This is a genomic window from Mesorhizobium sp. M1A.F.Ca.IN.022.06.1.1 (genome assembly GCF_003952605.1).
In the GTDB taxonomy this organism is placed as follows: Bacteria; Pseudomonadota; Alphaproteobacteria; order Rhizobiales; family Rhizobiaceae; genus Mesorhizobium.
On sequence record NZ_CP034455.1, the window covers coordinates 2813423 to 2835579 of the forward strand.

Consider the following 22157-nt stretch of genomic DNA (forward strand, 5'->3'; position numbering starts at 1 on the left):
CTTTCCGTTGCGCTCATTATCCCTCACAAGAACAAGAACCGACCACTTGGTCGTACCATCAGAGTGAGGAACCCATAATGACAAACGAACTCGACTATCTCAGCCGGCGCGTCGCTGCCGGAAAGCTCAGCCGCCGCGACTTCCTTGGCCGCGCCGCCGCGCTCGGCGTCACCGCGCCCTTCGCCAACTCGCTGCTTTCGAGCGCTGCCCGGGCTGCCGGCCCCGTCAAGGGCGGCACGCTGAAGGCCGGCCTAGTGGGCGGTGAATCCACCAACAGCCTCGACCCGGCCCTGATGATGACCCAGGTGCCCTTCGCCTTCGGCAAGTGCTGGGGCGAAATGATCGTCGAGCTGTCGCCCGACGGCAAGCTCGAGAACCGCATCGCCGAGGAAATCGGCTCTTCCGACGACGCCAAGGTCTGGACGCTCAAGATCCGCGACGGCATCGAATTCCACAACGGCAAGACGGTGACCGCCCAGGACGTGGCCGCCACGCTGGAGCGCCATTCGGACGAGAAGTCGAAGTCCGGCGCGCTCGGCTACATGAAGGGCATCGAGACCATCAAGGTCAACGGCAAGGAAGTGGTGCTGACCCTCAAGGAAGCCAACGCCGACCTTCCCTATCTGCTCAGCGACTATCACCTGATCGTCCAGCCGAATGGCGGCAAGGACAAACCCGACGCCGGCATCAGCGCCGGCCCTTACAAGGTCAAGGTCAACGAGCCCGGCGTGCGCCATGTCGGCGAACGCTTCGCCAACTACTGGCAGGGCGACAAGATGGGCCATGCCGACCAGGTCGAAGTCGTCGTCATCAACGACGCGACGGCGCGCACGGCGGCCCTGCAGGGCGGTCAGGTCAACATGATCAACCGCGTCGAGCCGAAGATCGTCGACCTGATCAAGCGCGTGCGGGGCGTCACCATCCGCAACCACTCCGGTCCCGGCCACTACGTGTTCATCATGCATTGCAACACGGCGCCGTTCGACAACAACGACCTCAGGATGGCGCTGAAGCTGGCGATCAACCGCGAAGAGATGCTGAACAAGGTTCTGCGCGGCTACGGCTCGCTCGGCAACGACTTCCCGATCAACGCCTCCTACCCGCTGTTCACAGAGATCGAGCAGCGCAAATACGATCCCGACAAGGCCAAGTTCCACTACAAGAAGTCGGGTCACGACGGCGCCGTGCTGCTCAGGACGTCGGACGTCGCCTTCCCCGGCGCGGTCGATGCCGCGCAGCTCTATCAGCAGAGCGCGGCCAAGGCCGGCATCAAGCTGGAAATCAAGCGCGAGCCCGGCGACGGCTACTGGAACGAAGTCTGGAACAAGCAGCCCTTCTGCGCTTCCTATTGGGGCGGCCGCTCGACGCAGGACCAAATGTACTCGACCGCCTACCTGTCGAGCGCCGACTGGAACGACACGCGGTTCAAGCGGCCGGACTTCGACAAGATGGTGCTGGCGGCGCGCGCCGAGCTCGACGAGGCCAAGCGCAAGCAGATGTACCATGACATGGCTGTGATGGTGCGTGACGAGGGCGGCTTGATCCTGCCGATGTTCAACCAGTTCATCGACGCAACTGGTCCCAAGGTCGGTGGCTGGGTGGACGATCCGCATCAGGAGCTGATGAACGGCTACGCCTTGGCGAAGTGCTGGATGGAAGCCTAAGGTCCGGCCTTGCGGAGATGTCCTCACCCGTCGTGAAACTGGTGGCCCAGCGCGTTGCGCTGGGCATCCTCCTTCTGCTGGCCGTTTCGGTCCTGATCTTCGCCGGCACGCAGATCCTGCCCGGCGACGTCGCCCAAGCCATCCTCGGACAATCGGCGACGCCGGAGTCGCTCGCCAATCTGCGCGAACAGCTCGGACTCAATCAGCCTGCCTATATCCGCTACTTCCACTGGCTGGGCGGCGTGCTCACCGGCGATCTCGGCACGGCGATGTCGAGCGGCCAGGACATCGCGACATCGATCAAGGAACGGCTGTGGAACACCTTGTTCCTGGCCTTCTGGGCGGCAATCGTGGCCATTCCGCTGGCGATCACGCTTGGCCTGATCGCGGTGCGCTACCGCAATGGCTGGGTCGACAAGATGATCTCCGGCGTGGCGCTCGCCTCGACCTCGTTCCCGGAATTCTTCATCGGCTACCTGCTGGTCTTCTACTTCGCGGTCGAGCATCAATGGTTTCCCGCCATCTCGACCGTCTATGACGGAATGTCGTTAGGCGAGCGCTTGCAGGCGATCGCGCTGCCGGCGGCGGCGCTGACGCTGGTGGTGCTGGCCCACATGATGCGCATGACGCGAGCGGCCATCCTCAACGTCATGCAATCGGCCTATGTCGAGACGGCGGAACTCAAGGGGCTTTCGGCTTTCGCGGTCATCCGCAAGCATGCCTTCCCGAACGCGATCGCGCCGATCATCAATGTCGTCATGCTGAACCTCGCCTATCTCGTGGTCGGCGTCGTCGTGGTCGAGGTGATCTTCGTCTATCCGGGCATGGGGCAATATCTCGTCGACCATGTCACCAAGCGTGACGTTCCCGTCGTCCAGGCGGTCGGCCTGATCTTTGCGGCCGTCTATATCGCCCTCAACATCATCGCGGACATTGCGGCGATCGTCGCCAATCCGCGGCTCAGGCATCCGAAGTAGGGGGCGCCGGTATGCTCGATATCAGACGCACTCCTGTCGCGGCGCTGATCGGCATTGTGCTGACGACGCTGTTCGTGCTGGCGGCGGTCTTGGCGCCATGGATCGCCCCGCACGGCAATGCCGAGATCGTCAGCGACGTCCCTTGGGAACCGATGTCATCGGTGCACCTGTTGGGCACCGACAATCTCGGCCGCGATCTCCTGTCCCGCATGATCTATGGCGCCCGCATCACGCTGTTCATCGCCGTGCTGGCCACCGCGCTGTCCTTTTCGCTCGGCGCCATTCTGGGCTTTTCGGCGGCGGTGTTCGGCGGCTGGTTCGACACAATGCTGTCGCGCCTCGTCGACCTGCTGATGTCCATCCCGACGCTGATCATGGGCCTGGTCGTCCTGTCGGTGCTGCCGTCCAACCTGGTGACGCTGATCCTGGTGATGGGCATCCTCGATTCGACCCGCGTCTACCGCTTGTCGCGCGCGGTGGCGGTCGACATCAACGTCATGGACTATGTCGAGGCCGCGAAACTGCGCGGCGAAGGCAGCGGCTGGATCATTTTCCGCGAGATTCTGCCGAACGCGCTGTCGCCCCTGGTCTCGGAACTCGGCCTGCGCTTCATCTATGCGGTGCTTTTCCTGTCGACGCTCTCCTTCCTCGGCCTCGGAGTGCAGCCGCCGGACGCCGACTGGGGCGGCATGGTGAAGGAGAACAAGGACGGCATCGTCTTCGGCATCCCGGCGGCGCTCATCCCGGCGGCAGCGATCGCGGCTCTGGCGATCTCGGTCAATCTTGTCGCCGACTGGGTGCTCAACCGCACGACCAGCCTGAAGGGAGGGCGCGGGTGATGGCTGACAGCAAAGCAAATTCCGGCCGACTCCTCGACATCCGCAATCTGCGCATCGAGGCGACCGTCTACCCGCCCGGCGAGGCGCCGAAGACCATCACCCTTGTCCATGATGTCTCGCTGACGCTGGAGAAGGGCAAGGTGCTCGGCTTGATCGGCGAATCCGGCGCCGGCAAGTCGACGATCGGCCTGTCCTCCATGGGCTATGGCCGGGGCGGCGTGCGCATTACCGGCGGCGAGGTGATCCTCAACGGCCGCGATATACTGAAGGGCGGCAAGGAGGGCTTGCGCAAGCTGCGCGGCCGCGAAGTGTGCTATGTCGCCCAGTCGGCGGCGGCGGCCTTCAATCCGGCGCACCGGCTGATGGACCAGGTGGTGGAGGCGACGCTTCTGCACGGCACGGCAACCCGGGCCGAGGCCGAAAAGCGAGCCGTCGCGCTGTTCAAGAAGCTCAGCCTGCCCAATCCGGAAACGATCGGTGAGCGCTTCCCCCACCAGGTCTCCGGCGGCCAGTTGCAGCGCGTCATGACGGCGATGGCGCTTTGCTCCGAGCCCGACCTGATCGTCTTCGACGAGCCGACCACGGCGCTCGACGTGACGACGCAGATCGATGTGCTGGCGGCGATCAAGGACGCCATCCGCGATACCCATGTGGCGGCTTTATACATCACCCACGACCTCGCCGTGGTGGCGCAGGTAGCGGACGAGATCATGGTGCTGCGCCATGGCCGGCTGGTCGAATGGGGCGGTACTCGCCAGATCATCAAGGAGCCGCGCCAGGAATATACCAACGCGCTGGTCTCGGTGCATGAGATCGAGCACAACGAACAGCAGCCCGGCACCACACCGATGCTCTCGGTGAAGAACGTGACGGCCGCCTATGGCGGCGGTCTCGTCAAGGTGCTGAAGAACGTCTCGGTCGACATCTACCCGGGCCAGACGCTGGCCGTCGTCGGCGAGAGCGGTTCCGGCAAATCGACGCTGGCGCGCGCCATCACCGGCCTCCTGCCGCCCGAGCAGGGCAGCGTCTTCTTCGACGGCCGAACGCTTGGCAACAGGCTCGCCGACCGGCCGAAGGAGGATCTGCGCCAGTTGCAGATGATCTACCAGATGGCCGATGTCGCGATGAACCCGCGCCAGACCGTGGGAACGATCATCGGCCGGCCGCTCGAGTTCTATTTCGGCATAAGAGGCCGCGAGCGCGACAAGCGCGTCGCCGAGCTGCTCGACCAGATCGAGATGGGAAAGGGCTTCATCGACCGCTATCCGGCCGAGCTTTCGGGCGGCCAGAAGCAGCGCGTCTGCATCGCCCGTTCGCTGGCCGCCAAGCCGAAGCTGATCATCTGCGACGAGGTGACCTCGGCGCTCGATCCGCTGGTCGCCCACGGCATCCTCAAGCTGCTGCTCAACCTGCAGCAGATCGAGAAAGTGGCTTATCTCTTCATCACCCACGACCTCGCGACAGTGAAGTCGATCGCCGATTCGATCGCGGTCATGTATCGCGGCGAGGTCGTCCGCTACGGCTCCAAGAGCAAGGTGCTGGCGCCGCCCTTCGATGCCTATACCGACCTTCTCTTGTCCTCCGTCCCCGAAATGGAGATCGGCTGGCTGGAGAAGGCGATTGCCGGCCGGCGCATGGAAAGCGCCGGCAACTAAGCTGGCTAGCTCTTCGCTGCACTTCTCGGACTTGGCCGGACCGGTCAAGCCCGCCGATCTCTCCCGCCAGACCGCATGGAATTGCCCGTGGCGCTTAAATCCAAATTGCTGCTCATCATCCTTGACGGCGTGCCCTACCGGAACTGGCGCCGGCTCATGGGCAATCTCGAAGGCTGGGTACAGTCTGGTGAGGCGCAAGTGTGGAGAATGCGCTCCGTGCTGCCGTCAACATCGGCCTGCTGCTACGCCTCGATCCATACCGGGGTCACGCCGCAGGTTCATGGCATCCTCTCCAACGAGAACCGGTTCCGGGTCAGGCAGCCCGATATCTTCTCGGAGGTCAGCAAGGCCGGCGGCAGGACCGGGGCGGTGACGCATTCCTACTGGTCGGAATTCTTCCGCTCCTATCCATTCGATCTCGTCGAGGACATGGAATTCGACGAGCCTGGCGGGCCGATCACGCATGGCCGCTTCCACACCATGACCGGCTACAATCTCAAGAACCAGATGACGCCGAGCGATGTCGACCTGTTCGCGACATTGACCATGCTCACCCGCCGCCACGGCATCGACTACGGCGTCCTGCACAGCTGCACGCTGGACTCGATGGGCCATCGCTTCGGCCACGACTGCCACGAGATGGATCATGCCTGCTACGCGATGGACGGTATGCTCGCCGCCTTCCTGCCCGGCTGGCGCGAAGCCGGCTATGAAGTCATCGTCACCGCCGATCACGGCCAGACGGACCGCGGCCATCACGGCGGGCATGACGACGAGATGCAGGATTTCGCGCTCTACTATTTCGGGCCGGCGAAGGGTCCAGAAGCCGACGCGCTGCTCGACCAGCTGCAGCTCGCGCCGACGGTGCTGAGCCGGCTCGGCGTGGAGGTGCCGGCGACGATGAAGGGGAAGGTGTTTTTGATTTAGCTTCCCCTTCTCCCCTTGTGGGAGAAGGTGTCGCCAAAGGCGACGGATGAGGGGTGTTCCAGTGAACGCCAACGCCTCACTCCGCTGGAACACCCCTCAACCGTCTCGGCGCTCCGCGCCGATCCACCTTCTCCCACAAGGGGAGAAGGGGGCGCCACCTCTGGCAACCTCTCAGCTCTTCGGTTAGCTTCCGAAAATTCCTTGGCGGAGGATGAACCTTTTTGGACCGACCAGCGACAGAGCCACGAGGAGCCAGGCGGCTCGACCGGCCATGAACGCGGCGACCGAAACCGATCGCGCGCTTGTAGACCGGGTCGCGAAGGGCGACCGGGCCGCCGTGCGGCTCCTGTTCATGCGTCACCACGCGCGGATCTACCGTTTCGTGGCGCGCCAGACGGGATCGGACATGATGGCCGACGATATCACCAACGAGGTCTTTCTCGAGCTGTGGCGCCAAGCGCCGGGCTTCGAAGGCCGCTCCGAAGTCTCGACCTGGCTGCTCGGCATCGCCCGCTTCAAGGCACTGTCCTTGCTGCGCAAGAAGAAGGAAGACTGGATCGACGACGATGACGCGGCGCAGGTTCCCGACAGCGCCGACACGCCGGAAGTGGTCACCATGAAGGAAGACAAGGCCGCCGCCTTGCGCCGCTTTGTCGATGCCTTGCCGGAGGAACACCGCACGGTGATCGACCTTGCCTATTACCATGGCCAGTCGGTGACCGAGATCGGCGAGGTGCTCAACATCCCGGTTGCCACTGTCAAGACCAGGATGTTCTACGCCCGCAAGAAACTCGGTGAGGCCCTCAAGGCGGCCGGTTACGACAGGGGGTGGCCATGAGCGCCGCTGAAAAGATGTCGCGCCGCGACGAGATGGAAACACTGCTGCCGTTCTACCTCAACGGTTCGCTGGAAGGCGCAGAACTCGAAGCCGTCGAGGAATGGCTGGCCTCCGATCCTGCGGCGATGGCCGCGCTCGGCGAGGCGGAAGCCGAATTCTCCGGCACCGCCGCCGCCAACGAGGCGATCCGACCGCCGGCCGACGCGCTCTCCCGCTTTGCAAGGGCGCTCGACGCCGAGGCCGGTCCGGCGCGCGCGCCCGCCGGCCAGTCATGGCTGGCGAAGGTCTTCGGCCGGGTCACGGCAATCCCCTCGGGCGTCGCCTGGGCGGCGGCCGCGGCGCTGCTTGCGCTGGTCGTGGCGCAGTCTTTCGAGCGGCCGGGCGGCAAGGGCAACGACTTTGAAATCGCCGGCGCTCAGGATGATCTGGCAAACCTGCCCTTCGCCCTGGTCAAGTTCAAGCCGGATGCCAGGATGTCGGACATCGCCGCCTTCCTTGGGCAGAACGGGCTGAAGATCGCCGGCGGGCCGACCGCCGACGATGTGTTTCACGTGACAATCCCGGCCAGCACGGCGGCCGACTACGACAAGCTCGTCGGCCTTATTGCCGCCCAGCCTTTCGCGGAAGCTGTGGTGCAGGGAAGGAAACCGGTCGATGGCGGCTAAGGCGGTCGTTCTTCATGCGGCAATCCTCGCGGCGACATTTGTAGGCGCTCCCGCCGTGGCGCAGACCAACGATCCGAACCTCTCGCAAAAGCAGATCGACTGCCTCAACCGGACGACGGCGGCCGGCGCTGACTGCGACGAGGACGGCGTCAGGAATGGCGGCGGGAAATCCGGCGCGGGCAATGCCGCCGTTGGCGCTGTGTTCCTGCCGGCGCTGATCGTCGACCTGTTCCCGAATCCGCCGGCACGGCCGACGCCTGCGCCAACGCAGCCGGCGCCTCCAAAGAGTCCAACAAGCACAGCGGCGCCCGCTCCGCCGCCAAGCGGCCCCATCACATCGCCTACCGGGCTCAATGTCGTCGCGCCGCCGCGTGCGGTCAGTGGCGAGTTCGTGCCCGACGAGGTGCTGGTGACGGTCGCCGGCGATGCCGGCGCGGTGCAGCAGATCGCCACCACCTTCGGCCTTCAGGTGCGCTCGCAGCGCCAGTCGCGGCTGCTCGGCACAACGCTGGTGCGCTACGGCATTCCGGACGGACGGCCGGTCGGCGTCGTGCTGGCGCAGCTTGCCGCCGACGGGCGCACGCAGCGGCGTGAGCCCAACCACATCTATTCGCTGCAGCAGGCCGCCGGCATCGTGAACTATGCCTTCGAGCGCATCGCGCTCGATTCGAAACAGGCGAGCGGCGAGAACGTGCGCGTCGCCGTCATCGACACCGGCATCGACGATACCAACCCAGCGCTGAAAGGCGTGATCGCCGGCCAGTTCGACGCCATGCCGAACGTGCCGATCAAGAAGCGCGACCACGGCACCTCCGTCGACGGGCTGATCGCCGGCGTCGGCGCGCTGGAAGGCATGGCGCCGGGCGCCAAGATCTATCACGCACGGGCCTTCGAGGGCGGCAAGTCGAGTATGGACGTCATCCTGTCGGCGCTCGACTGGGCGGCTGAACAGGACGTGCGCATCATCAATATGAGCTTCGTCGGGCCGAAGAACGACCTCCTCGGCACCGCCTGCCGCAATGCGCGCGCGCTCGGCATGGTGCTGGTCGCAGCGGCCGGCAACAACGGGCCGAAAGCGCCTTATGGCTATCCGGCAGCCTTCGACGGGGTCATCGCGGTCACCGCGACCGACGCCAAGGACGGGCTGATGCCGCAAGCCAATCGCGGCGCCTATGTCTTCCTCTCGGCGCCGGGCGTTGAGATGGTTGCGCCGAGCGGCACCGGCTCGGACGTGGTGACCGGCACCTCCTTCGCCGCCGCGATCGTCTCAGGCGCGATCGCCAACCTGATCCATGCCGCGCCCGACCGCTCGGCCGATGAGATCGAGAAGGCGCTGGCGGCCACGGCCAAGGATCTCGGCCCGAAGGGGCGGGACAATGACTTCGGCTATGGGCTGTTGGATATAAAAGCAGCTGGGGCTGCGAAGAAATAGGCTCCCGAAAATCTGTGGCGCCGGCGGGACAGCACCCCCCTCTGGCCTGCCGGCCATCTCCCCCGCAAGGGGGGAGATCAGCAGTTTCAGCGGCGACCCCGCTCCTCAAAGTCGAGTATTGGCGAATACGGCTGCGACGTCCAATCTCCCCCTTGCGGGGGAGATGTCCGGCAGGACAGAGGGGGTGCGACGGAACTCAACGCGTCTCGTCTGTCGGAACACGATCCCTACACCGGCGCGCCGGCCACCGATCCCCGCACGACCAGATCGACCGGCCAGACCTCGCCGCGCGCGCCCTCTTCCAGCCCTGATATGCGCGCCGCCAGCCGCTCGGCAACACGCGCGCCGGCAAGGCGGATCGAGGAGCGGGTGGTCGAGAGCGGCACCGGGAAATTCTCCGGCCGCAGCCAGGGAAAGACGTCGTCATGGGCGACCAGCGACAGATCGCCCGGAATGGTCAGGCCGAGATCGCGCACGGCGCGGACGACGCCGAGCGCCATGATGAGACTGGAGCAGACGATCGCCGTCGGGGCTCCGCTTTCTTCGAGCAGGCGGCGGGCGGCGCGATAGCCATTTTCCTCGGTCATGGTCGTGGAACAGATGTGGCGCTCGCCCAGTGTCAGTCCGCTGGCGGCAAGCGCCCGGCGCACGCCGCGCTCGCGATGGATGGCGAAGGTCTCGCGGTCATCGCCGTTGATCAGCGCCAGCCGCTTGTGGCCGAGCTGGACGAGAAGCCTGGCCGCTTCGTGGAAGGCGCCCTCGTTGTCGATATCGAGATAGGGATAGTCGAACTCAAAGCCCTCGCTGCGGCCATGGACGATGAAGGGGATGCCCAGTGTGTTGACCAGCGCCAGCCGCCGGTCGGCCGGGCGTGGCGAGGAAATGTAGACGGCGTCGACCTGCCGGTTGGCGACGATGCGCCGATAGGTCGTCTCCTGGTCGTCGGCGTCGGCCGGCGAGAGCACCAGATCGAGCTCGTGCGAGCGGGCATAGTCGCCGAGACCCGAAAGAAACTCGACGAAATGCGGATCGATGTCGACGGCGTTGCCGGTCGGCAGCACATAGCCGATCATTCCCGATTTGCCGGTGGCCAGCCGCCTCGCGCTGGGGTTCGGCCGGTAGCCGTGGCGCTTAGCGGCATCCATCACGCGACGCCGCGTCTCCTCGCTGACCTCCGGGTAGCCGTTCAGCGCCCGGCTTACCGTGGTTTGCGAAAGCGACAGCATGTGCGAGAGTTGCTTGAGGTTCATCGAGGCCTCCAGCCTCAAAGCGCTTTCAATTTGAATCGATCCGAGGATCGCTGGCACCGTCGTCGGAACGTCATGACCTTAGGGGCCGCCACAGGCAGTTTGAAGCCGAAATTGCTGCTGCAGCGCCGAAAAAGCTTGCTGCATTGCACTTTTTCCTTCACTCGCAAGCGGGTTTAAATCGATTAGCACGGCCGACCTCTTGACTCCCGCATGATTCAATGGCGAGATCAGATTTAGCCAAAGCGCTTTGGAAGACTCTTCGAAAGGTTGCGGTTGCCTTCTCGCTGAGTCACAGTTCCGTGGGCGTCGGCGGACGAGATGGAGGTTTCGTCCGAACTGTCTCAACACTGGGAGGACTGCCATGAAGAAAATGCTTCTCTTGGGTGCTGCGTTCGCTGCGCTCACCCTTGGCCTGCCGGCACATGCCGAACTGAAATTCAAGCCGGGCGAGGATTCGAAGTTTCATTGGGCGAATTACGACGATCTCAAGAAGGTCGACCTCAAGGGCGAAACGCTGACCATCTTCGGTCCGTGGCGCGGCGAGGACGAGACGCTCGTGCGTTCGGTGCTCGACTATTTCTCCGAGGCGACGGGAGCGGAGGTCAAATACTCCTCGTCCGAGAATTATGAGCAGCAGATCGTCATCGACACACAGGCCGGCAGCCCGCCCAACATCGCCATCCTGCCACAGCCGGGACTGATCCAGGATCTCGCTTCCAAGGGTGTGCTGACCCCGCTGGGCGACGACGTCGCCGCCTGGATCAAGGAAAATTATGCCGCCGGCGACTCCTGGGCCAAGCTCGGCACCTATACGGGCAAGGACGGCAAGCCGGGCTTCTATGCCTTTCCCTACAAGATCGACGTGAAAGGTCTGGTCTGGTACTCGCCAGATAATTTCGAGGAGGCAGGCTACAAAGTTCCGAAGACTCAGGAGGAACTGGCCGATCTCGAAAAGAAGATCATTGCCGACGGCGGCAAGCCCTGGTGCATCGGCCTGGGTTCTGGCGGCGCCACCGGCTGGCCGGCGACCGACTGGGTCGAGGACATCATGCTGCGCACCCAGCCGCCGGAAGTCTACGACAAATGGGTGAAGAACGAGATTCCCTTCACCGATCCGGCCGTGGTCAACGCCCTCGACATCTTCGGCAAGATCGCAACCGACGACAAGATGGTCGACGGCGGTGCCAAGGCAGTCGCCGCAACCGACTTCCGCGACAGCCCGAAGGGCCTCTTTACGGTGCCGCCGAAGTGCTACATGCACCATCAGGCATCGTTCATTCCTTCGTTCTTCCCGGAGAATGTGAAGCTCGGCCAGGATGCGGACTTCTTCCCCTACCCGCCCTATGCCTCGAAGCCGGAACTGGGCACGCCGCTGGAAGTGGCCGGAACGCTGGTGATGATCACCAAGGATTCCAAGGCTTCGCGTGAGTTCATCAAGTTCCTCGAGATGCCGCTCGCGCATGAATTGTGGATGGCGCAGAAGAGCTTCGTCACGCCCTTCAAAGGAGCCAACAAGGACGCCTATGGCAGCGACGCGCTGAAGAAGCAGGGCGAGATCCTGGTCGGGGCCACCACGGTGCGTTTCGACGGCTCGGACCTGATGCCCGGCAAGGTCGGCGCAGGCTCCTTCTGGACCGGCATGATCGACCTGGTCGGCGGCAAGTCCGCCCAGGACGTCGCCGCCGATATCCAGAAGAGCTGGGATGCCATCAAGTAAGCAGAGAGGCCGCCGCGCGCGACCCGAGACTTTCCTCATCCTCCTACTGGATCCGGGCTACGGCCCGGGTCCGACCGGCAACGCACGCCGGAAGCCTTCGCGTTCCGAATAACTGAAAGTCGGCGCATGCGGCTGCCAGCCTTGGCCGGCCGGTCATGCCCAGGGAGAGGGACCCATGGCGGCTCAGATTTTCTCGGCCATATTCGTCATCATCATCGGCGTCGGCGGCTGTGTCGCGTATTTCTGGGGCGCCAACAAGCTGCTCGATTTCATCTTTCCGTCGCGCGGCGTCTCCGGCAGCGCCGCCGTCGACAATCTGCGCCGGCAAGGGCTGGTGCGGCCATGGCTGTTCGTCGGGCCGGCGATGATCATCCTGACCATCTATCTGATCTATCCGGTGATCGAGACGCTGCGGCTCTCTTTTCTCGACCGCGGCGGCGAGCATTTCGTCGGCCTCGCCAACTACCAATGGGCGTTCAGCGACCAGGATTTCCGCAACTCGATTTTCAACAACATCCTATGGCTGGCGGTGGTGCCGGCGGCCTGCACCTTCCTCGGCCTGATCATCGCCGTGCTCACCGACAAGATCTGGTGGGGGACGATCGCCAAGAGCCTGATCTTCTTGCCGCTGGCGATCTCTTTCGTCGGCGCCAGCGTGATCTGGAAATTCATCTACGAGTATCGCGGCGAGGGGCAGGTGCAGATCGGCCTGCTCAACGCCATCATCCAGTATTTCGGCGGCCAGCCGCAGGTCTGGATATCGCTGCCGTTCTGGAACAATTTCTTCCTGATGGTGATCCTGATCTGGATCCAGACAGGGTTCGCCATGGTGATCCTGTCGTCGGCCTTGCGCGGCATTCCGGAAGAGACGCTGGAGGCGGCCGTCATCGACGGCGCCAACCCGTTCCAGATCTTCTGGAAGATCATGGTGCCGCAGATCTGGGGGACGATCGCAGTTGTCTGGACCACCATCACCATCCTGGTGCTGAAAGTGTTCGACATCGTGCTGACCATGACCAACGGCCAATGGAACAGCCAGGTGCTCGCCAATCTGATGTTCGACTGGATGTTCCGCGGCGGCGGCGATTTCGGCCGCGGTGCCACGATCGCCATCATCATCATGATCGCGGTCATCCCGATCATGGTCTGGAACATTCGCCAGGCCAACAAAGAGACGGGAGGACACTGAGATGGCTGCGACCCGCGGAAAGTCCTTTGTCGGCCGATTCGGCGTTCATCTCGCCGTGCTGGTCTTCGTCGTCATCTGGACCATCCCGACACTCGGCATCCTCGTGTCGTCGCTGCGCGACAAGGACCAGATCATCGCGTCGGGTTGGTGGAACTCCTTCTCAAGCTCCAGCCAGACCGAGGCTGGGCGTCTGCCGGCTGCGTCCGCACAAACCCAGAAGGACGGCAAATACGTCATCGAAGGCAACGTCTTCGGCGACGGCGCCAAGCGTGCGATCAGCGCCTTCGGCACCAAGGCGGCGGCGCCGACACAATACAAGGCCGGCACGGCTGCCGATCTCGGCGATGGGGTGTCGCTGCAGGTCAACGCCGACGGCACGTTCGTGCTGTCTTCGCCGAAGCCCTTCGAAGGCGATCGCGGCCAGCGTGTCTATTATGCCTCCTCGGCGCCGCCGAAATTCACCACGGAAAACTACGAGAACGTGCTTCTGTCGCAAGGTATCGGCCGCTCCTTCATGAACTCGCTGACCGTGACCATTCCGGCGACGGTGATCCCGATCCTGATCGCGGCCTTCGCCGCCTATGCGTTGGCCTGGATGCGCTTTCCCGGAAGGGCGCTGCTGATTGCGGTGATCATCGGCCTGCTCGTGGTGCCGCTGCAGATGTCGCTGATCCCGCTGCTCAAGCTCTACAACGGCGTCGGGACCTTCTTCGGTGTGCCGTCGAAAACCTATCTCGGCATCTGGCTGGCGCATACCGGCTTCGGCCTGCCCTTCGCCATCTACCTGCTTAGAAGCTATATCGCCGGCCTGCCGCGCGAGATCATGGAATCGGCACGGATCGACGGCGCCAGCGATTTCGAGATCTTCGTCAAGATCGTGCTGCCGCTGTCATTCCCGGTGCTTGCCTCCTTCGCCATCTTTCAATTCCTGTGGGTGTGGAACGATCTGTTGGTGGCGATGGTTTTCCTCGGCACGGCGCCCGACCAGATCGTGCTGACGGCGCAACTCAACGCGCTGCTCGGCTCGAGAGGCGGCAATTGGGAAATCCTCACGACATCGGCCTTCATCACCATCATCGTGCCGCTGATCGTGTTCTTCTCACTGCAGCGCTATTTCGTCCGCGGGCTGCTTGCCGGCTCGGTGAAAGGAGGTTGAGACAATGCAATCGGCTTTGAAGACGAGTTCGAGACCGGACCCCGCCGTAGACCGCGACTGGTGGCGGGGCGCGGTGATCTACCAGATCTATCCGCGCTCTTATCAGGACTCGAACGGCGACGGCATCGGCGACCTGCAAGGCATTGTCCGGCGGCTGCCCTACATCGCCTGGCTCGGCGTCGACGCCATCTGGATCTCGCCCTTCTTCAAATCGCCGATGAAGGATTTCGGCTACGACGTGTCGGACTATTGCGACGTCGATCCGATGTTCGGCACGCTGGCCGACTTCGACGCGCTGGTGGCGGAAGCCCATCGGTTGGGCCTCAAGGTGATGATCGACGAGGTGCTGTCGCACACCGCCGACATCCACCCCTGGTTCAATGAAAGCCGCTCCAGCCGGACCAATCCGAAAGCCGACTGGTATGTGTGGGCGGACTCCAAGCCCGACGGCACGCCGCCCAACAACTGGCTGTCGATCTTCGGCGGCTCGGCCTGGCAATGGGATACAAGCCGCCAGCAATATTACATGCATAATTTCCTGGCCGAGCAGCCCGATCTCAACTTCCACAACGCCGAGGTCCAGGACGCGCTGCTCAACATCACCCGCTTCTGGCTGGAGCGCGGCGTCGACGGCTTTCGGCTCGACACCATCAATTTCTACTTCCACAGCCTGGGGCTGGAGGACAACCCGCCGCTGCCGCCGGAAGAGCGCAACGACCAGACGGCGCCGGCCGTGAACCCCTACAATTACCAGGACCATATCTACGACAAGAGCCGGCCGGAGAATCTCGGTTTCCTTGAGCGCTTCCGCGCGCTGCTCGACGAATATCCGGCGCAAGCCGCCGTCGGCGAGGTCGGGGATTCGCAGCGCGGGCTGGAAGTGGTGGCCGCCTACACCGCCGACGGCAGGCGCGTTCACATGTGCTATTCCTTCGACTTCCTGGCACCGGAGAAGATCAGCGCCGCCAAGGTGCGGGCGGTACTGGAGGCTTTCGGCCGGGTCGCCAGCGACGGCTGGTCGTGCTGGGCCTTCTCCAATCATGACGTGATGCGCGTGGCCTCGCGCTGGGCCGCCAACGAAGCCGATCCGAGCGCCTATCTCAAGGTGATCTCGGCGCTTTTGATGTCGCTTCGCGGCTCGGTCTGCATCTATCAGGGCGAAGAGCTCGGCCTCGGCGAGGCGGAACTGAAATTCGAGGACCTGCAAGACCCCTACGGCATCCGTTTCTGGCCGGAATTCAAGGGCCGCGACGGCTGCCGCACGCCGATGGTGTGGGATGCGGCGGCCAAGAATGGCGGCTTCTCGACCGCCAAGCCCTGGCTGCCGGTGCCCGGCAAGCATCTGGCGCAAGCCGTGAATGTGCAGCAGGGCGATCCGGGCTCGCTGCTCGAGCATTACCGGCGCTTTCTCGCCTTCCGGCGTCAGCATCCGGCGCTGGGCAAGGGCGAAATCGACTTTATCGAAAGCGATGGCGACACCGTCGCCTTCACGCGCCGCGAAGGCAACGAGCGCATCGCCTGCGTCTTCAACCTCGGCAGCAAGCCGGCCGAAGTTGATCTCGGCAAGGGCTCGCTGCAGCCCTTGCCGGGACACGGCTTTTCGGGACAAGGTGGCACCGGGCCCATCCGCCTTGGCGGCTATGGTGCCTGGTTCGGGCGGATCGACTGAGTTGAGAACAGACAATCACTGGAGAGGAAACCATGGCCGATGTCACGCTGAACCAGGTGAAGAAATCATACGGCAACCTCAACATTCTCCACGGCATCGACCTCGACATCAAATCGGGCGAGTTCATCGTGTTCGTGGGGCCGTCGGGCTGCGGCAAGTCGACCTTGCTGAGGTCGATTGCCGGTCTCGAGGAAATCACCTCCGGCGTGCTCCAGATCGACGGCGAAGTTGTGAACGACGTGCCGCCTTCGAAGCGGGGCATCGCCATGGTGTTCCAGTCCTATGCGCTCTATCCGCATATGACCGTTTACGACAACATGGCCTTCTCGATGAAGATCGGTAAGGAAAGCAAGGCCGAGATCGACAAGCGCGTGCGCCAGGCGGCCGAGATCCTGCAGCTCACCAAGTATCTCGACCGCCTGCCCAAGGCGATGTCGGGCGGCCAGCGCCAGCGCGTCGCCATCGGCCGTGCCATTGTGCGCAATCCGAAGGTGTTCCTCTTCGACGAGCCGCTGTCGAATCTCGATGCGGCACTGCGCGTCGCCACCCGCATCGAGATCGCCAAGCTGAAAGAATCGATGCCGAACACGACGATGATCTACGTCACGCACGACCAGGTCGAGGCGATGACGCTGGCGGACCGCATCGTGGTGCTGAAGGAAGGCGTCGTCGAGCAGGTCGGCACGCCGATGGAGCTCTACAAGCGGCCGGGCAATCTCTTCGTCGCGCAGTTCATCGGATCGCCGGCCATGAACATATTGCCGGCGAAGATCGAGAAGGCCGGCAATCCGACCGTGGTCAGCCATGTCGGCGACCGCAAGGCGACGGTGCCGATCACAACGCCCGCTTCGGCGAACGGCGCGGCGGTGAGCTTCGGCGTGCGGCCCGAGGATCTCGCGATCGCGACCGGGACGGATTACCTGTTCGAAGGCAAGGTGGATTATATCGAGCAGCTCGGCGAGGTTCAGCTCGTCTATGTCGACATCGGCCGCGCCGATCTGCCGCTGGTGGCCAAACTGCCGGGAAATGTCGAGGTCAAGCGCGGCGAGACGCTGCGGCTCAATGCCGGCGCCGGGGATCTGCACATCTTCGACGCGGAGGGGCATTCCTTCACGCTGCATCGCGACGAGGCGAAGGCGGCCTGACGCGCGGTGCTGCCGTTTCGGCCAAGAGGCGCGTGACGGTCCGGCTAAAGAAAGAGCGGCGAGGTTTGCCCTCGCCGCTCCTTTTTCGTCAACTGCTTGCGGCTGTTAGCGGCCGAACAGATTGCGGTCGCTGCCCTGCGGGGCCGACTTGTGCACGTCATTCGACGAGTTCAGCAGCTTATAGACCGGCGAGTCGGTGCCCACCGACGAAGTGCGGGTCGTGTCGACGGCAGGGGCCTGCTGGCTGGCGCCAGCCGAGCCGTAATTGTCGCTGCCTGCGAAAGCTGCGCCGGAGAGGGCCAGAACGGCCGTTGCGGCAAGAACGATCTTCTTCATTTCAATACTCCTGAATTCTTAACCTGATGTCGTTTCCAAAACTGGGGTACACTTTTGGGCGACATGCCTTGGGACGCGGCGGGTGAACCCAGCGTCTGTCTCCTGTCGGCCATGGCCCCTCATGGATCATTGCCAGGTTCGGCAGTTTAGTTGTTGCCGAAGAGGTTGTGGTCCGCGCCCTGGGTGACGGGCTTCTGAGCGGCCGCTTCCGACCTGTGGGTCGAGGCCGTGCGAGAAGTGTCGACCGCGGCCGCCGGCTGATTGGCGGCGTTGGAACCGTAGTTGTCGCTACCAGCGAAGGCGCTGCCGGAAATGGCCAGAAGGGCGGCGGCAGTGAGAACAATCTTTTTCATTTTTGGTACTCCAGTATGTTTTTTTCGTCCGTCTAGCGGCGTGTCTTGGGAGTGAAAATCGCGTCGTTCGGACAGCCCCGATGTGGGTGAGCCGGCTGCCGGATTCCAATCACGAAGTTGTTTCGGCTGGCCCATGAATCCCCATCTTGAAATTGTACCAATCGCCCGCCACGATCGGTTTTTACACTGTTGAATCAGTTGGTTATCGCATTTATCCATTTGGCTCACCAAGTGTATACGCGCGCCGAGTGTTCACCCGTCCTGCACGCACCGTCAACAGAAACGAACTGTTCGGTTCGATTTTAGAATCTCCTAATAGTCACTTTCCGATACCGCTTAACCATCTTGGACCTGCCGGGTCGATTCGGAAGCCTTGGCGTCCACGGGGTCAAAGGCGTCGGCAACTCTGGGCGCAGCGTCGTCTGAAGACCTTCTCTCCGATCTGGAAGGATCGCGCCGGCCGGGCGCCGAGCCTGCTCGCGCGTCAGCGTCAGCACCAGATCGAAGCCGTCGCGACGATCGTCGTCGCGGAAGTCGACCTCGTTTGCGGGCAACCGAAATCTTGTCGGCGGAGCCTGCCGAAGAGGCCGGCAGGCTCCTTGGAAGTTTTCTCAGCCTGCGGCGAAAGGCACGGCGACGAATATCTGCGCGTCGCCGCGATCGACCAGCAGCAGCACCGACTTCCTGCCGGACTTGCCGGCCTCGGCGATCGCCTGGTTCGCTTGCCTTGCGTTTTTCACCGGCGTGCGGTCGACGGCGACGATGACATCGCCGGGTTCGATGCCGGCCGCGGAGGCCGCCTTGTCCGGGTTGACGCGCTCGACCACGGCGCCGCGCTGGTTGTCGGCCAGGTTGAGCTGCTCCCGGATGTCCGGCGTGAGGTCCGTAAGGCCAAGGCCGAGCGAGGGCACGCGCAGGCCCTGTTCGGCAGATGGCTTGCCGCCTTCGTCATTCGAGGCGGTCTTCTGGTCTTCGGCATTGCGGCCGACATCGGCCGAGATCTGCATCGCCTTGCCGTTGCGCCAGACACTCAGCGTTTCCTTGCTGCCGGGGGAGACGTCGGCGACGGCGCGCGACAGATCCTTGGGGTCCTTGATCTCCTGGCCGGCGAAGCCGGTGATGACGTCGCCGGTCTCGATGCCGGCCTTGGCCGCCGGCGAACCGTCGGTGACCGCCGCGACCAGCGCGCCGCCCGGATGGTCGAGGCCGATGGCGCTAGCGACGTCCTGCGTGACCGGCTGGATCTGCACGCCAAGATAGCCGTATTCGATGTCACCGCCCTTCATAAGCTTGTCGACCACTTTTTGTGCCTGGTCCGAAGGAATGGCGAAGCCGACGCCGACGCTGCCGCCATTGGGCGAATAGATCGCCGTGTTGATGCCGACCACATCGCCCTTCACATCGACAAGCGGGCCGCCGGAATTGCCGTGGTTGATCGGCGCGTCGATCTGGATGAAATCGTCGAACGGCCCGCTGTGCAGGTCGCGGCCGCGCGCCGAGACGATGCCGGCGGTGACCGTGGTGCCGATGCCGAACGGATTGCCGATCGCCAGCACCTGATCGCCGGTCATCAGCTTGTCGGAATCGCCCCATTTGACGGTCGGCAGCGGCTTGCTCGCCTTGACCTTGAGCACCGCCAGATCGTTCTTTGCGTCGTGGCCGACGAGCTTGGCGGGAAGCTCGGTGCCGTCGTCGAGCGTCACCTTGATCGAGGTTGCGCCGTCGATGACATGGTTGTTGGTGACGATGGTGCCATCGGACCCGACGATGAAGCCGGAGCCCAAAGCCTCCTGCCGCGGCGCCTGCTGCGGCGGCGTCTTGGGCATCGGGATGCCCTGGTCGCCGAAGAACTGCTGGAAATACTGGTCGAAGGGCGAATTGCCGTCGAAAGGCGAGCCGTCATCCGTCGCGCCGGGCTGGGCTTTCATCACGGTCGTCACGGTCACGACTGCCGGCTTGGTGGTGGCGACAACCGGCGCGAACGAGCCGTTCGGGGCGGTAATGCCGGCGACCGGCGTCTGTGTCGTCGCGACCACGTTGCTCAGGCCGGCATTGCCGGGATTTTGCGCAAAGGAAACAACGACGGGGGAGATGATCAGCGCAGCGCCCAGCAGGGCCGCGACGCGATGTCTGCGAAGAATGCTAAATGGTGACATGGTCGTTTCTGTCCGGGCGAGAGTTGATCCGGCGCCGCGGACGGCTCTCTCCAAGGACGCGCCCGTCGGCGTGTCGACGGCCGGGATTGCCCGTCTCGCCATGCATGGCAGCCGGCCGGATCGACAGCCACGCATTTAGGGCGTGGAATGGTCCGAATTAGGGTTTTGGCGCGACCTTACAAAGATTTAATTCAGAGAACGCTCACGAAGCGCTCTCGGCGGCGTAGGTAGGAAGACGCCATCTCTCCCATCCTCGCGCGGCCGAAACTCGGGCCATGGCCGCCATGGCCGATACGTATCGGCAGTTCGAGCAGCCGCTGCATGGTGCGGCAATAGGCGGCGCGGTCCGAATCCGGCAGGTCGTCGATCAGCATGCCGTCATAGATGGCGTCGCCGGCGAAGAACAGGCCGTCGGCCTCATTGAACAGCGCGATCGAATCCGGCGAATGTCCGGGCAGATGCAGCACGCGGAATTTCCGGTCGCCGAGGTCGACGATGTCGCCCTCGTCGAGCATTCGCGTCAACGGTGCGGAAGGGATGCGATAGTCAGCCGCCTTCCAGCCGGGCGCCGGCAATTTGGATACCGCATCGTCGAGATTGTGGAACATGTTGGCGTAGGTGACGGCATCATCCATGCCATCGAACTCCCCCGCGCTGACCTTCGGCCCCATCCTCAGCGGGAATTCGTGCAGCGAGCCGACATGGTCGAGATGAATGTGGGTGGCGACGACGATCAGCGGCTTGCCGGCCGGGGTGTCGATCTCGGGCGCCAGCGGGCAGATGCCCATGCCGGTGTCGACCAGCAGGTCGGCGTCCCGGCCCTTGAAATGCCAAATATTGGCGCGCACGAAATCGTGCACGAATGGCTCGGTCAGCATCGTCGTTCTGGCATCGACAACGGATTTGCCGAACCAGTCGCCCACCACAAGGTCGCCCATCAGACGAACGGCTTTCCGACCTTGTATTTTTCCGGCACCAGCCGCTTCAGATAGGCCATGCCGGCCTCGGACAACTGGTTGACGTCCGGCTTCATGAAATTGTCCGGCATGTGGCGGGTCTTGCCGGCCACAGCCTCGAGCGGCACCTTCTTCAGCACGGTCTTGGTACCGTCATATTGCAGCGCCACCGAGCCGCCACCCTCCCCGGCGACGGCGACCGCGAACGCGCCGGCTTCGAAGGCTTCCTTGGCGTCCACGGGGCTGATCGCGCCGACATAGCCGCGCGGCATATAGCCCAGGGCATCGACGCGCGCCCGCTTGCCCGGCAGGCCTTCCGCCAAAGCGCGTTCGAGCGCCGCCGGCAGATCGCTGCCCGACAATTTGACGTTGCCGTGCTGGTCGCGCTCGAGCTTTTCCGGAGGCACCAGGCTCTCGACCAACGCCTTGCCGTCGGCGGTGCTGACGCCTTCCGAGACGGCGACGATGCAGCGCTTGTGGCGGTCGAGCGTCCTGCGGACATCATCGATGAAACGTTCGGCGGAGAAGGCGCGCTCCGGTACATAGACCAGATGCGGACCGCTATCCGGATCGAGCTGCCAGGCGGCGGCCGCGGCAGTCAGGAAGCCGGCGTGCCGGCCCATGACGATGCCGACATAAATGCCGGGCAACGCGCGGAAATCCAAATCGACCGACAGGAAAGCGCCGGCGACGAATTCGGCCGCCGAGATGAAGCCCGGCGTATGGTCGTTCTCCTCGAGATCGTTGTCGATGGTTTTCGGCGCATGCACGAAGGCGATCGCGCCGCCGGCGGCGTCGGTCAGGATCTGCTGGGTGCCCGAAGTGTCGTTGCCGCCGATATAGATGAAGGCATCGGCGCCGGCCTTCTTGAGGCCGTTGAGGATGACCTCGCAATAGGCCGCGTCGGGCTTGTCGCGGGTCGAGCCAAGGGCGGCGCTCGGGGTGCCGGCGATCAGCCGCAGCCGATCTTCGGGGATGGCTGAGAGGTCGACATAGTTGCCGTCGCGGATGCCGCGCACGCCATGGATCGAGCCGAGCACCTTGGCGCCGGGATGCCGCTTGCGGATCTCCAGCGTGGCGCCGACGACCGTCTGATTGATGACGGCGGTCGGGCCGCCGCCCTGCGCGATGACAAAGGTTCCGGCCATGATCGTTCTCTCCCGAGGCGAAGCTTTTCAGAGCACCTTCGCCTGTCTTGCGGCATCACGCAACGGGAGAAAGGAGGCGCATGAT

The 22157-nt window shown here is 63.8% G+C and carries 19 protein-coding genes; 13 read left to right on the forward strand and 6 right to left on the reverse strand.

The annotated features are described in order from the left end of the window. Nucleotides 1–77: 77 nt before the first annotated feature. From EJ078_RS13290 to EJ078_RS13325, 8 genes are all read left to right on the forward strand, one after another. Nucleotides 78–1664, forward strand: coding sequence for an ABC transporter substrate-binding protein (locus tag EJ078_RS13290; RefSeq protein WP_067324106.1), 1587 nt, complete (start codon nucleotides 78–80; stop codon nucleotides 1662–1664). 17 nt (nucleotides 1665–1681) lie between these two features. Further along, nucleotides 1682–2641: an ABC transporter permease gene (locus tag EJ078_RS13295; RefSeq protein WP_067324105.1), complete on the forward strand. Its 960-nt coding sequence runs from the start codon at nucleotides 1682–1684 to the stop codon at nucleotides 2639–2641. 11 nt (nucleotides 2642–2652) lie between these two features. Continuing rightward, a complete protein-coding gene (locus EJ078_RS13300) occupies nucleotides 2653–3480 on the forward strand; it encodes an ABC transporter permease (RefSeq protein WP_066995982.1) in 828 nt (275 codons plus the stop codon). Further along, nucleotides 3480–5135, forward strand: coding sequence for an ABC transporter ATP-binding protein (locus EJ078_RS13305; protein WP_067324103.1), 1656 nt, complete (start codon nucleotides 3480–3482; stop codon nucleotides 5133–5135). The genes EJ078_RS13300 and EJ078_RS13305 overlap by 1 nt, the downstream gene beginning before the upstream one ends. 87 nt (nucleotides 5136–5222) lie before the next feature. Then, on the forward strand, nucleotides 5223–6062 hold the full coding sequence (locus EJ078_RS13310; protein WP_082953873.1) for an alkaline phosphatase family protein: 840 nt from the start codon (nucleotides 5223–5225) through the stop codon (nucleotides 6060–6062). A gap of 271 nt (nucleotides 6063–6333) precedes the next feature. Next, complete coding sequence (locus EJ078_RS13315) at nucleotides 6334–6900, forward strand: sigma-70 family RNA polymerase sigma factor (RefSeq protein ID WP_095824373.1); 567 nt, start codon at nucleotides 6334–6336, stop codon at nucleotides 6898–6900. Further along, nucleotides 6897–7565, forward strand: coding sequence for an anti-sigma factor (locus EJ078_RS13320; protein ID WP_127403606.1), 669 nt, complete (start codon nucleotides 6897–6899; stop codon nucleotides 7563–7565). The genes EJ078_RS13315 and EJ078_RS13320 overlap by 4 nt, the downstream gene beginning before the upstream one ends. Next, the gene (locus EJ078_RS13325; protein ID WP_127217089.1) at nucleotides 7555–8997 is read left to right on the forward strand and encodes a S8 family serine peptidase; all 1443 of its coding nucleotides are present in this window, start codon (nucleotides 7555–7557) and stop codon (nucleotides 8995–8997) included. The genes EJ078_RS13320 and EJ078_RS13325 overlap by 11 nt, the downstream gene beginning before the upstream one ends. A 227-nt stretch (nucleotides 8998–9224) precedes the next feature. Here the strand turns inward: EJ078_RS13325 and EJ078_RS13330 are convergent, their stop codons facing one another. Next, nucleotides 9225–10247 carry a substrate-binding domain-containing protein gene (locus tag EJ078_RS13330; protein ID WP_067324096.1) on the reverse strand — a complete coding sequence of 341 codons (1023 nt, stop codon included), beginning with the start codon at nucleotides 10245–10247 and terminating at the stop codon, nucleotides 9225–9227. Nucleotides 10248–10608: 361 nt separating this feature from the next. Here EJ078_RS13330 and EJ078_RS13335 point away from each other — a divergent pair, with 361 nt between their 5' ends. From EJ078_RS13335 to ugpC, 5 genes are all read left to right on the forward strand, one after another. Further along, nucleotides 10609–11964 carry an ABC transporter substrate-binding protein gene (locus tag EJ078_RS13335; protein WP_066996009.1) on the forward strand — a complete coding sequence of 452 codons (1356 nt, stop codon included), beginning with the start codon at nucleotides 10609–10611 and terminating at the stop codon, nucleotides 11962–11964. Nucleotides 11965–12139: 175 nt separating this feature from the next. After that, the gene (locus EJ078_RS13340) at nucleotides 12140–13153 is read left to right on the forward strand and encodes a sugar ABC transporter permease (RefSeq protein ID WP_127323632.1); all 1014 of its coding nucleotides are present in this window, start codon (nucleotides 12140–12142) and stop codon (nucleotides 13151–13153) included. A 1-nt stretch (nucleotide 13154) separates the two neighbouring features. Then, nucleotides 13155–14309 (forward strand): carbohydrate ABC transporter permease, encoded by a 1155-nt coding sequence (locus tag EJ078_RS13345; protein ID WP_067324093.1) that lies wholly within the window; start codon nucleotides 13155–13157, stop codon nucleotides 14307–14309. 4 nt (nucleotides 14310–14313) lie between these two features. Then, a complete protein-coding gene (locus EJ078_RS13350; protein WP_128294480.1) occupies nucleotides 14314–15978 on the forward strand; it encodes an alpha-glucosidase in 1665 nt (554 codons plus the stop codon). A 32-nt stretch (nucleotides 15979–16010) separates the two neighbouring features. Continuing rightward, nucleotides 16011–17123: a sn-glycerol-3-phosphate ABC transporter ATP-binding protein UgpC gene (gene ugpC, locus EJ078_RS13355; protein ID WP_066996021.1), complete on the forward strand. Its 1113-nt coding sequence runs from the start codon at nucleotides 16011–16013 to the stop codon at nucleotides 17121–17123. A 105-nt stretch (nucleotides 17124–17228) separates the two neighbouring features. On the opposite strand, the gene EJ078_RS13360 is transcribed toward ugpC, so the two are convergent. From EJ078_RS13360 to EJ078_RS13380, 5 genes are all read right to left on the reverse strand, one after another. Then, a complete protein-coding gene (locus tag EJ078_RS13360; RefSeq protein ID WP_066996024.1) occupies nucleotides 17229–17459 on the reverse strand; it encodes a DUF680 domain-containing protein in 231 nt (76 codons plus the stop codon). Between the two features lie 146 nt (nucleotides 17460–17605). Next, nucleotides 17606–17812 carry a DUF680 domain-containing protein gene (locus tag EJ078_RS13365; RefSeq protein ID WP_066996029.1) on the reverse strand — a complete coding sequence of 69 codons (207 nt, stop codon included), beginning with the start codon at nucleotides 17810–17812 and terminating at the stop codon, nucleotides 17606–17608. A gap of 611 nt (nucleotides 17813–18423) precedes the next feature. After that, a complete protein-coding gene (locus EJ078_RS13370) occupies nucleotides 18424–19968 on the reverse strand; it encodes a DegQ family serine endoprotease (RefSeq protein ID WP_127847068.1) in 1545 nt (514 codons plus the stop codon). Between the two features lie 191 nt (nucleotides 19969–20159). Continuing rightward, a complete protein-coding gene (locus EJ078_RS13375; protein ID WP_164750477.1) occupies nucleotides 20160–20906 on the reverse strand; it encodes an MBL fold metallo-hydrolase in 747 nt (248 codons plus the stop codon). Next, nucleotides 20906–22072, reverse strand: a complete 1167-nt coding sequence (locus EJ078_RS13380; RefSeq protein WP_066996041.1) for a diphosphate--fructose-6-phosphate 1-phosphotransferase — start codon at nucleotides 22070–22072, stop codon at nucleotides 20906–20908. Before EJ078_RS13380 ends, EJ078_RS13375 begins: the two co-directional genes overlap by 1 nt. Nucleotides 22073–22157 lie beyond the last annotated feature (85 nt).

What these genes read in the sequence shown, in the direction of transcription:
- EJ078_RS13290 (WP_067324106.1), top strand. Translation starts at nt 78, where the DNA reads ATGACAAACGAACTCGACTATCTCAGCCGGCGCGTCGCTGCCGGAAAG.
- EJ078_RS13295 (WP_067324105.1), top strand. Translation starts at nt 1,682, where the DNA reads ATGTCCTCACCCGTCGTGAAACTGGTGGCCCAGCGCGTTGCGCTGGGC.
- EJ078_RS13300 (WP_066995982.1), top strand. Translation starts at nt 2,653, where the DNA reads ATGCTCGATATCAGACGCACTCCTGTCGCGGCGCTGATCGGCATTGTG.
- EJ078_RS13305 (WP_067324103.1), top strand. Translation starts at nt 3,480, where the DNA reads ATGGCTGACAGCAAAGCAAATTCCGGCCGACTCCTCGACATCCGCAAT.
- EJ078_RS13315 (WP_095824373.1), top strand. Translation starts at nt 6,334, where the DNA reads ATGAACGCGGCGACCGAAACCGATCGCGCGCTTGTAGACCGGGTCGCG.
- EJ078_RS13320 (WP_127403606.1), top strand. Translation starts at nt 6,897, where the DNA reads ATGAGCGCCGCTGAAAAGATGTCGCGCCGCGACGAGATGGAAACACTG.
- EJ078_RS13325 (WP_127217089.1), top strand. Translation starts at nt 7,555, where the DNA reads ATGGCGGCTAAGGCGGTCGTTCTTCATGCGGCAATCCTCGCGGCGACA.
- EJ078_RS13330 (WP_067324096.1), bottom strand. Translation starts at nt 10,247, where the DNA reads ATGAACCTCAAGCAACTCTCGCACATGCTGTCGCTTTCGCAAACCACG.
- EJ078_RS13335 (WP_066996009.1), top strand. Translation starts at nt 10,609, where the DNA reads ATGAAGAAAATGCTTCTCTTGGGTGCTGCGTTCGCTGCGCTCACCCTT.
- EJ078_RS13340 (WP_127323632.1), top strand. Translation starts at nt 12,140, where the DNA reads ATGGCGGCTCAGATTTTCTCGGCCATATTCGTCATCATCATCGGCGTC.
- EJ078_RS13345 (WP_067324093.1), top strand. Translation starts at nt 13,155, where the DNA reads ATGGCTGCGACCCGCGGAAAGTCCTTTGTCGGCCGATTCGGCGTTCAT.
- EJ078_RS13350 (WP_128294480.1), top strand. Translation starts at nt 14,314, where the DNA reads ATGCAATCGGCTTTGAAGACGAGTTCGAGACCGGACCCCGCCGTAGAC.
- ugpC (WP_066996021.1), top strand. Translation starts at nt 16,011, where the DNA reads ATGGCCGATGTCACGCTGAACCAGGTGAAGAAATCATACGGCAACCTC.
- EJ078_RS13360 (WP_066996024.1), bottom strand. Translation starts at nt 17,459, where the DNA reads ATGAAGAAGATCGTTCTTGCCGCAACGGCCGTTCTGGCCCTCTCCGGC.
- EJ078_RS13365 (WP_066996029.1), bottom strand. Translation starts at nt 17,812, where the DNA reads ATGAAAAAGATTGTTCTCACTGCCGCCGCCCTTCTGGCCATTTCCGGC.
- EJ078_RS13370 (WP_127847068.1), bottom strand. Translation starts at nt 19,968, where the DNA reads ATGTCACCATTTAGCATTCTTCGCAGACATCGCGTCGCGGCCCTGCTG.
- EJ078_RS13375 (WP_164750477.1), bottom strand. Translation starts at nt 20,906, where the DNA reads ATGGGCGACCTTGTGGTGGGCGACTGGTTCGGCAAATCCGTTGTCGAT.
- EJ078_RS13380 (WP_066996041.1), bottom strand. Translation starts at nt 22,072, where the DNA reads ATGGCCGGAACCTTTGTCATCGCGCAGGGCGGCGGCCCGACCGCCGTC.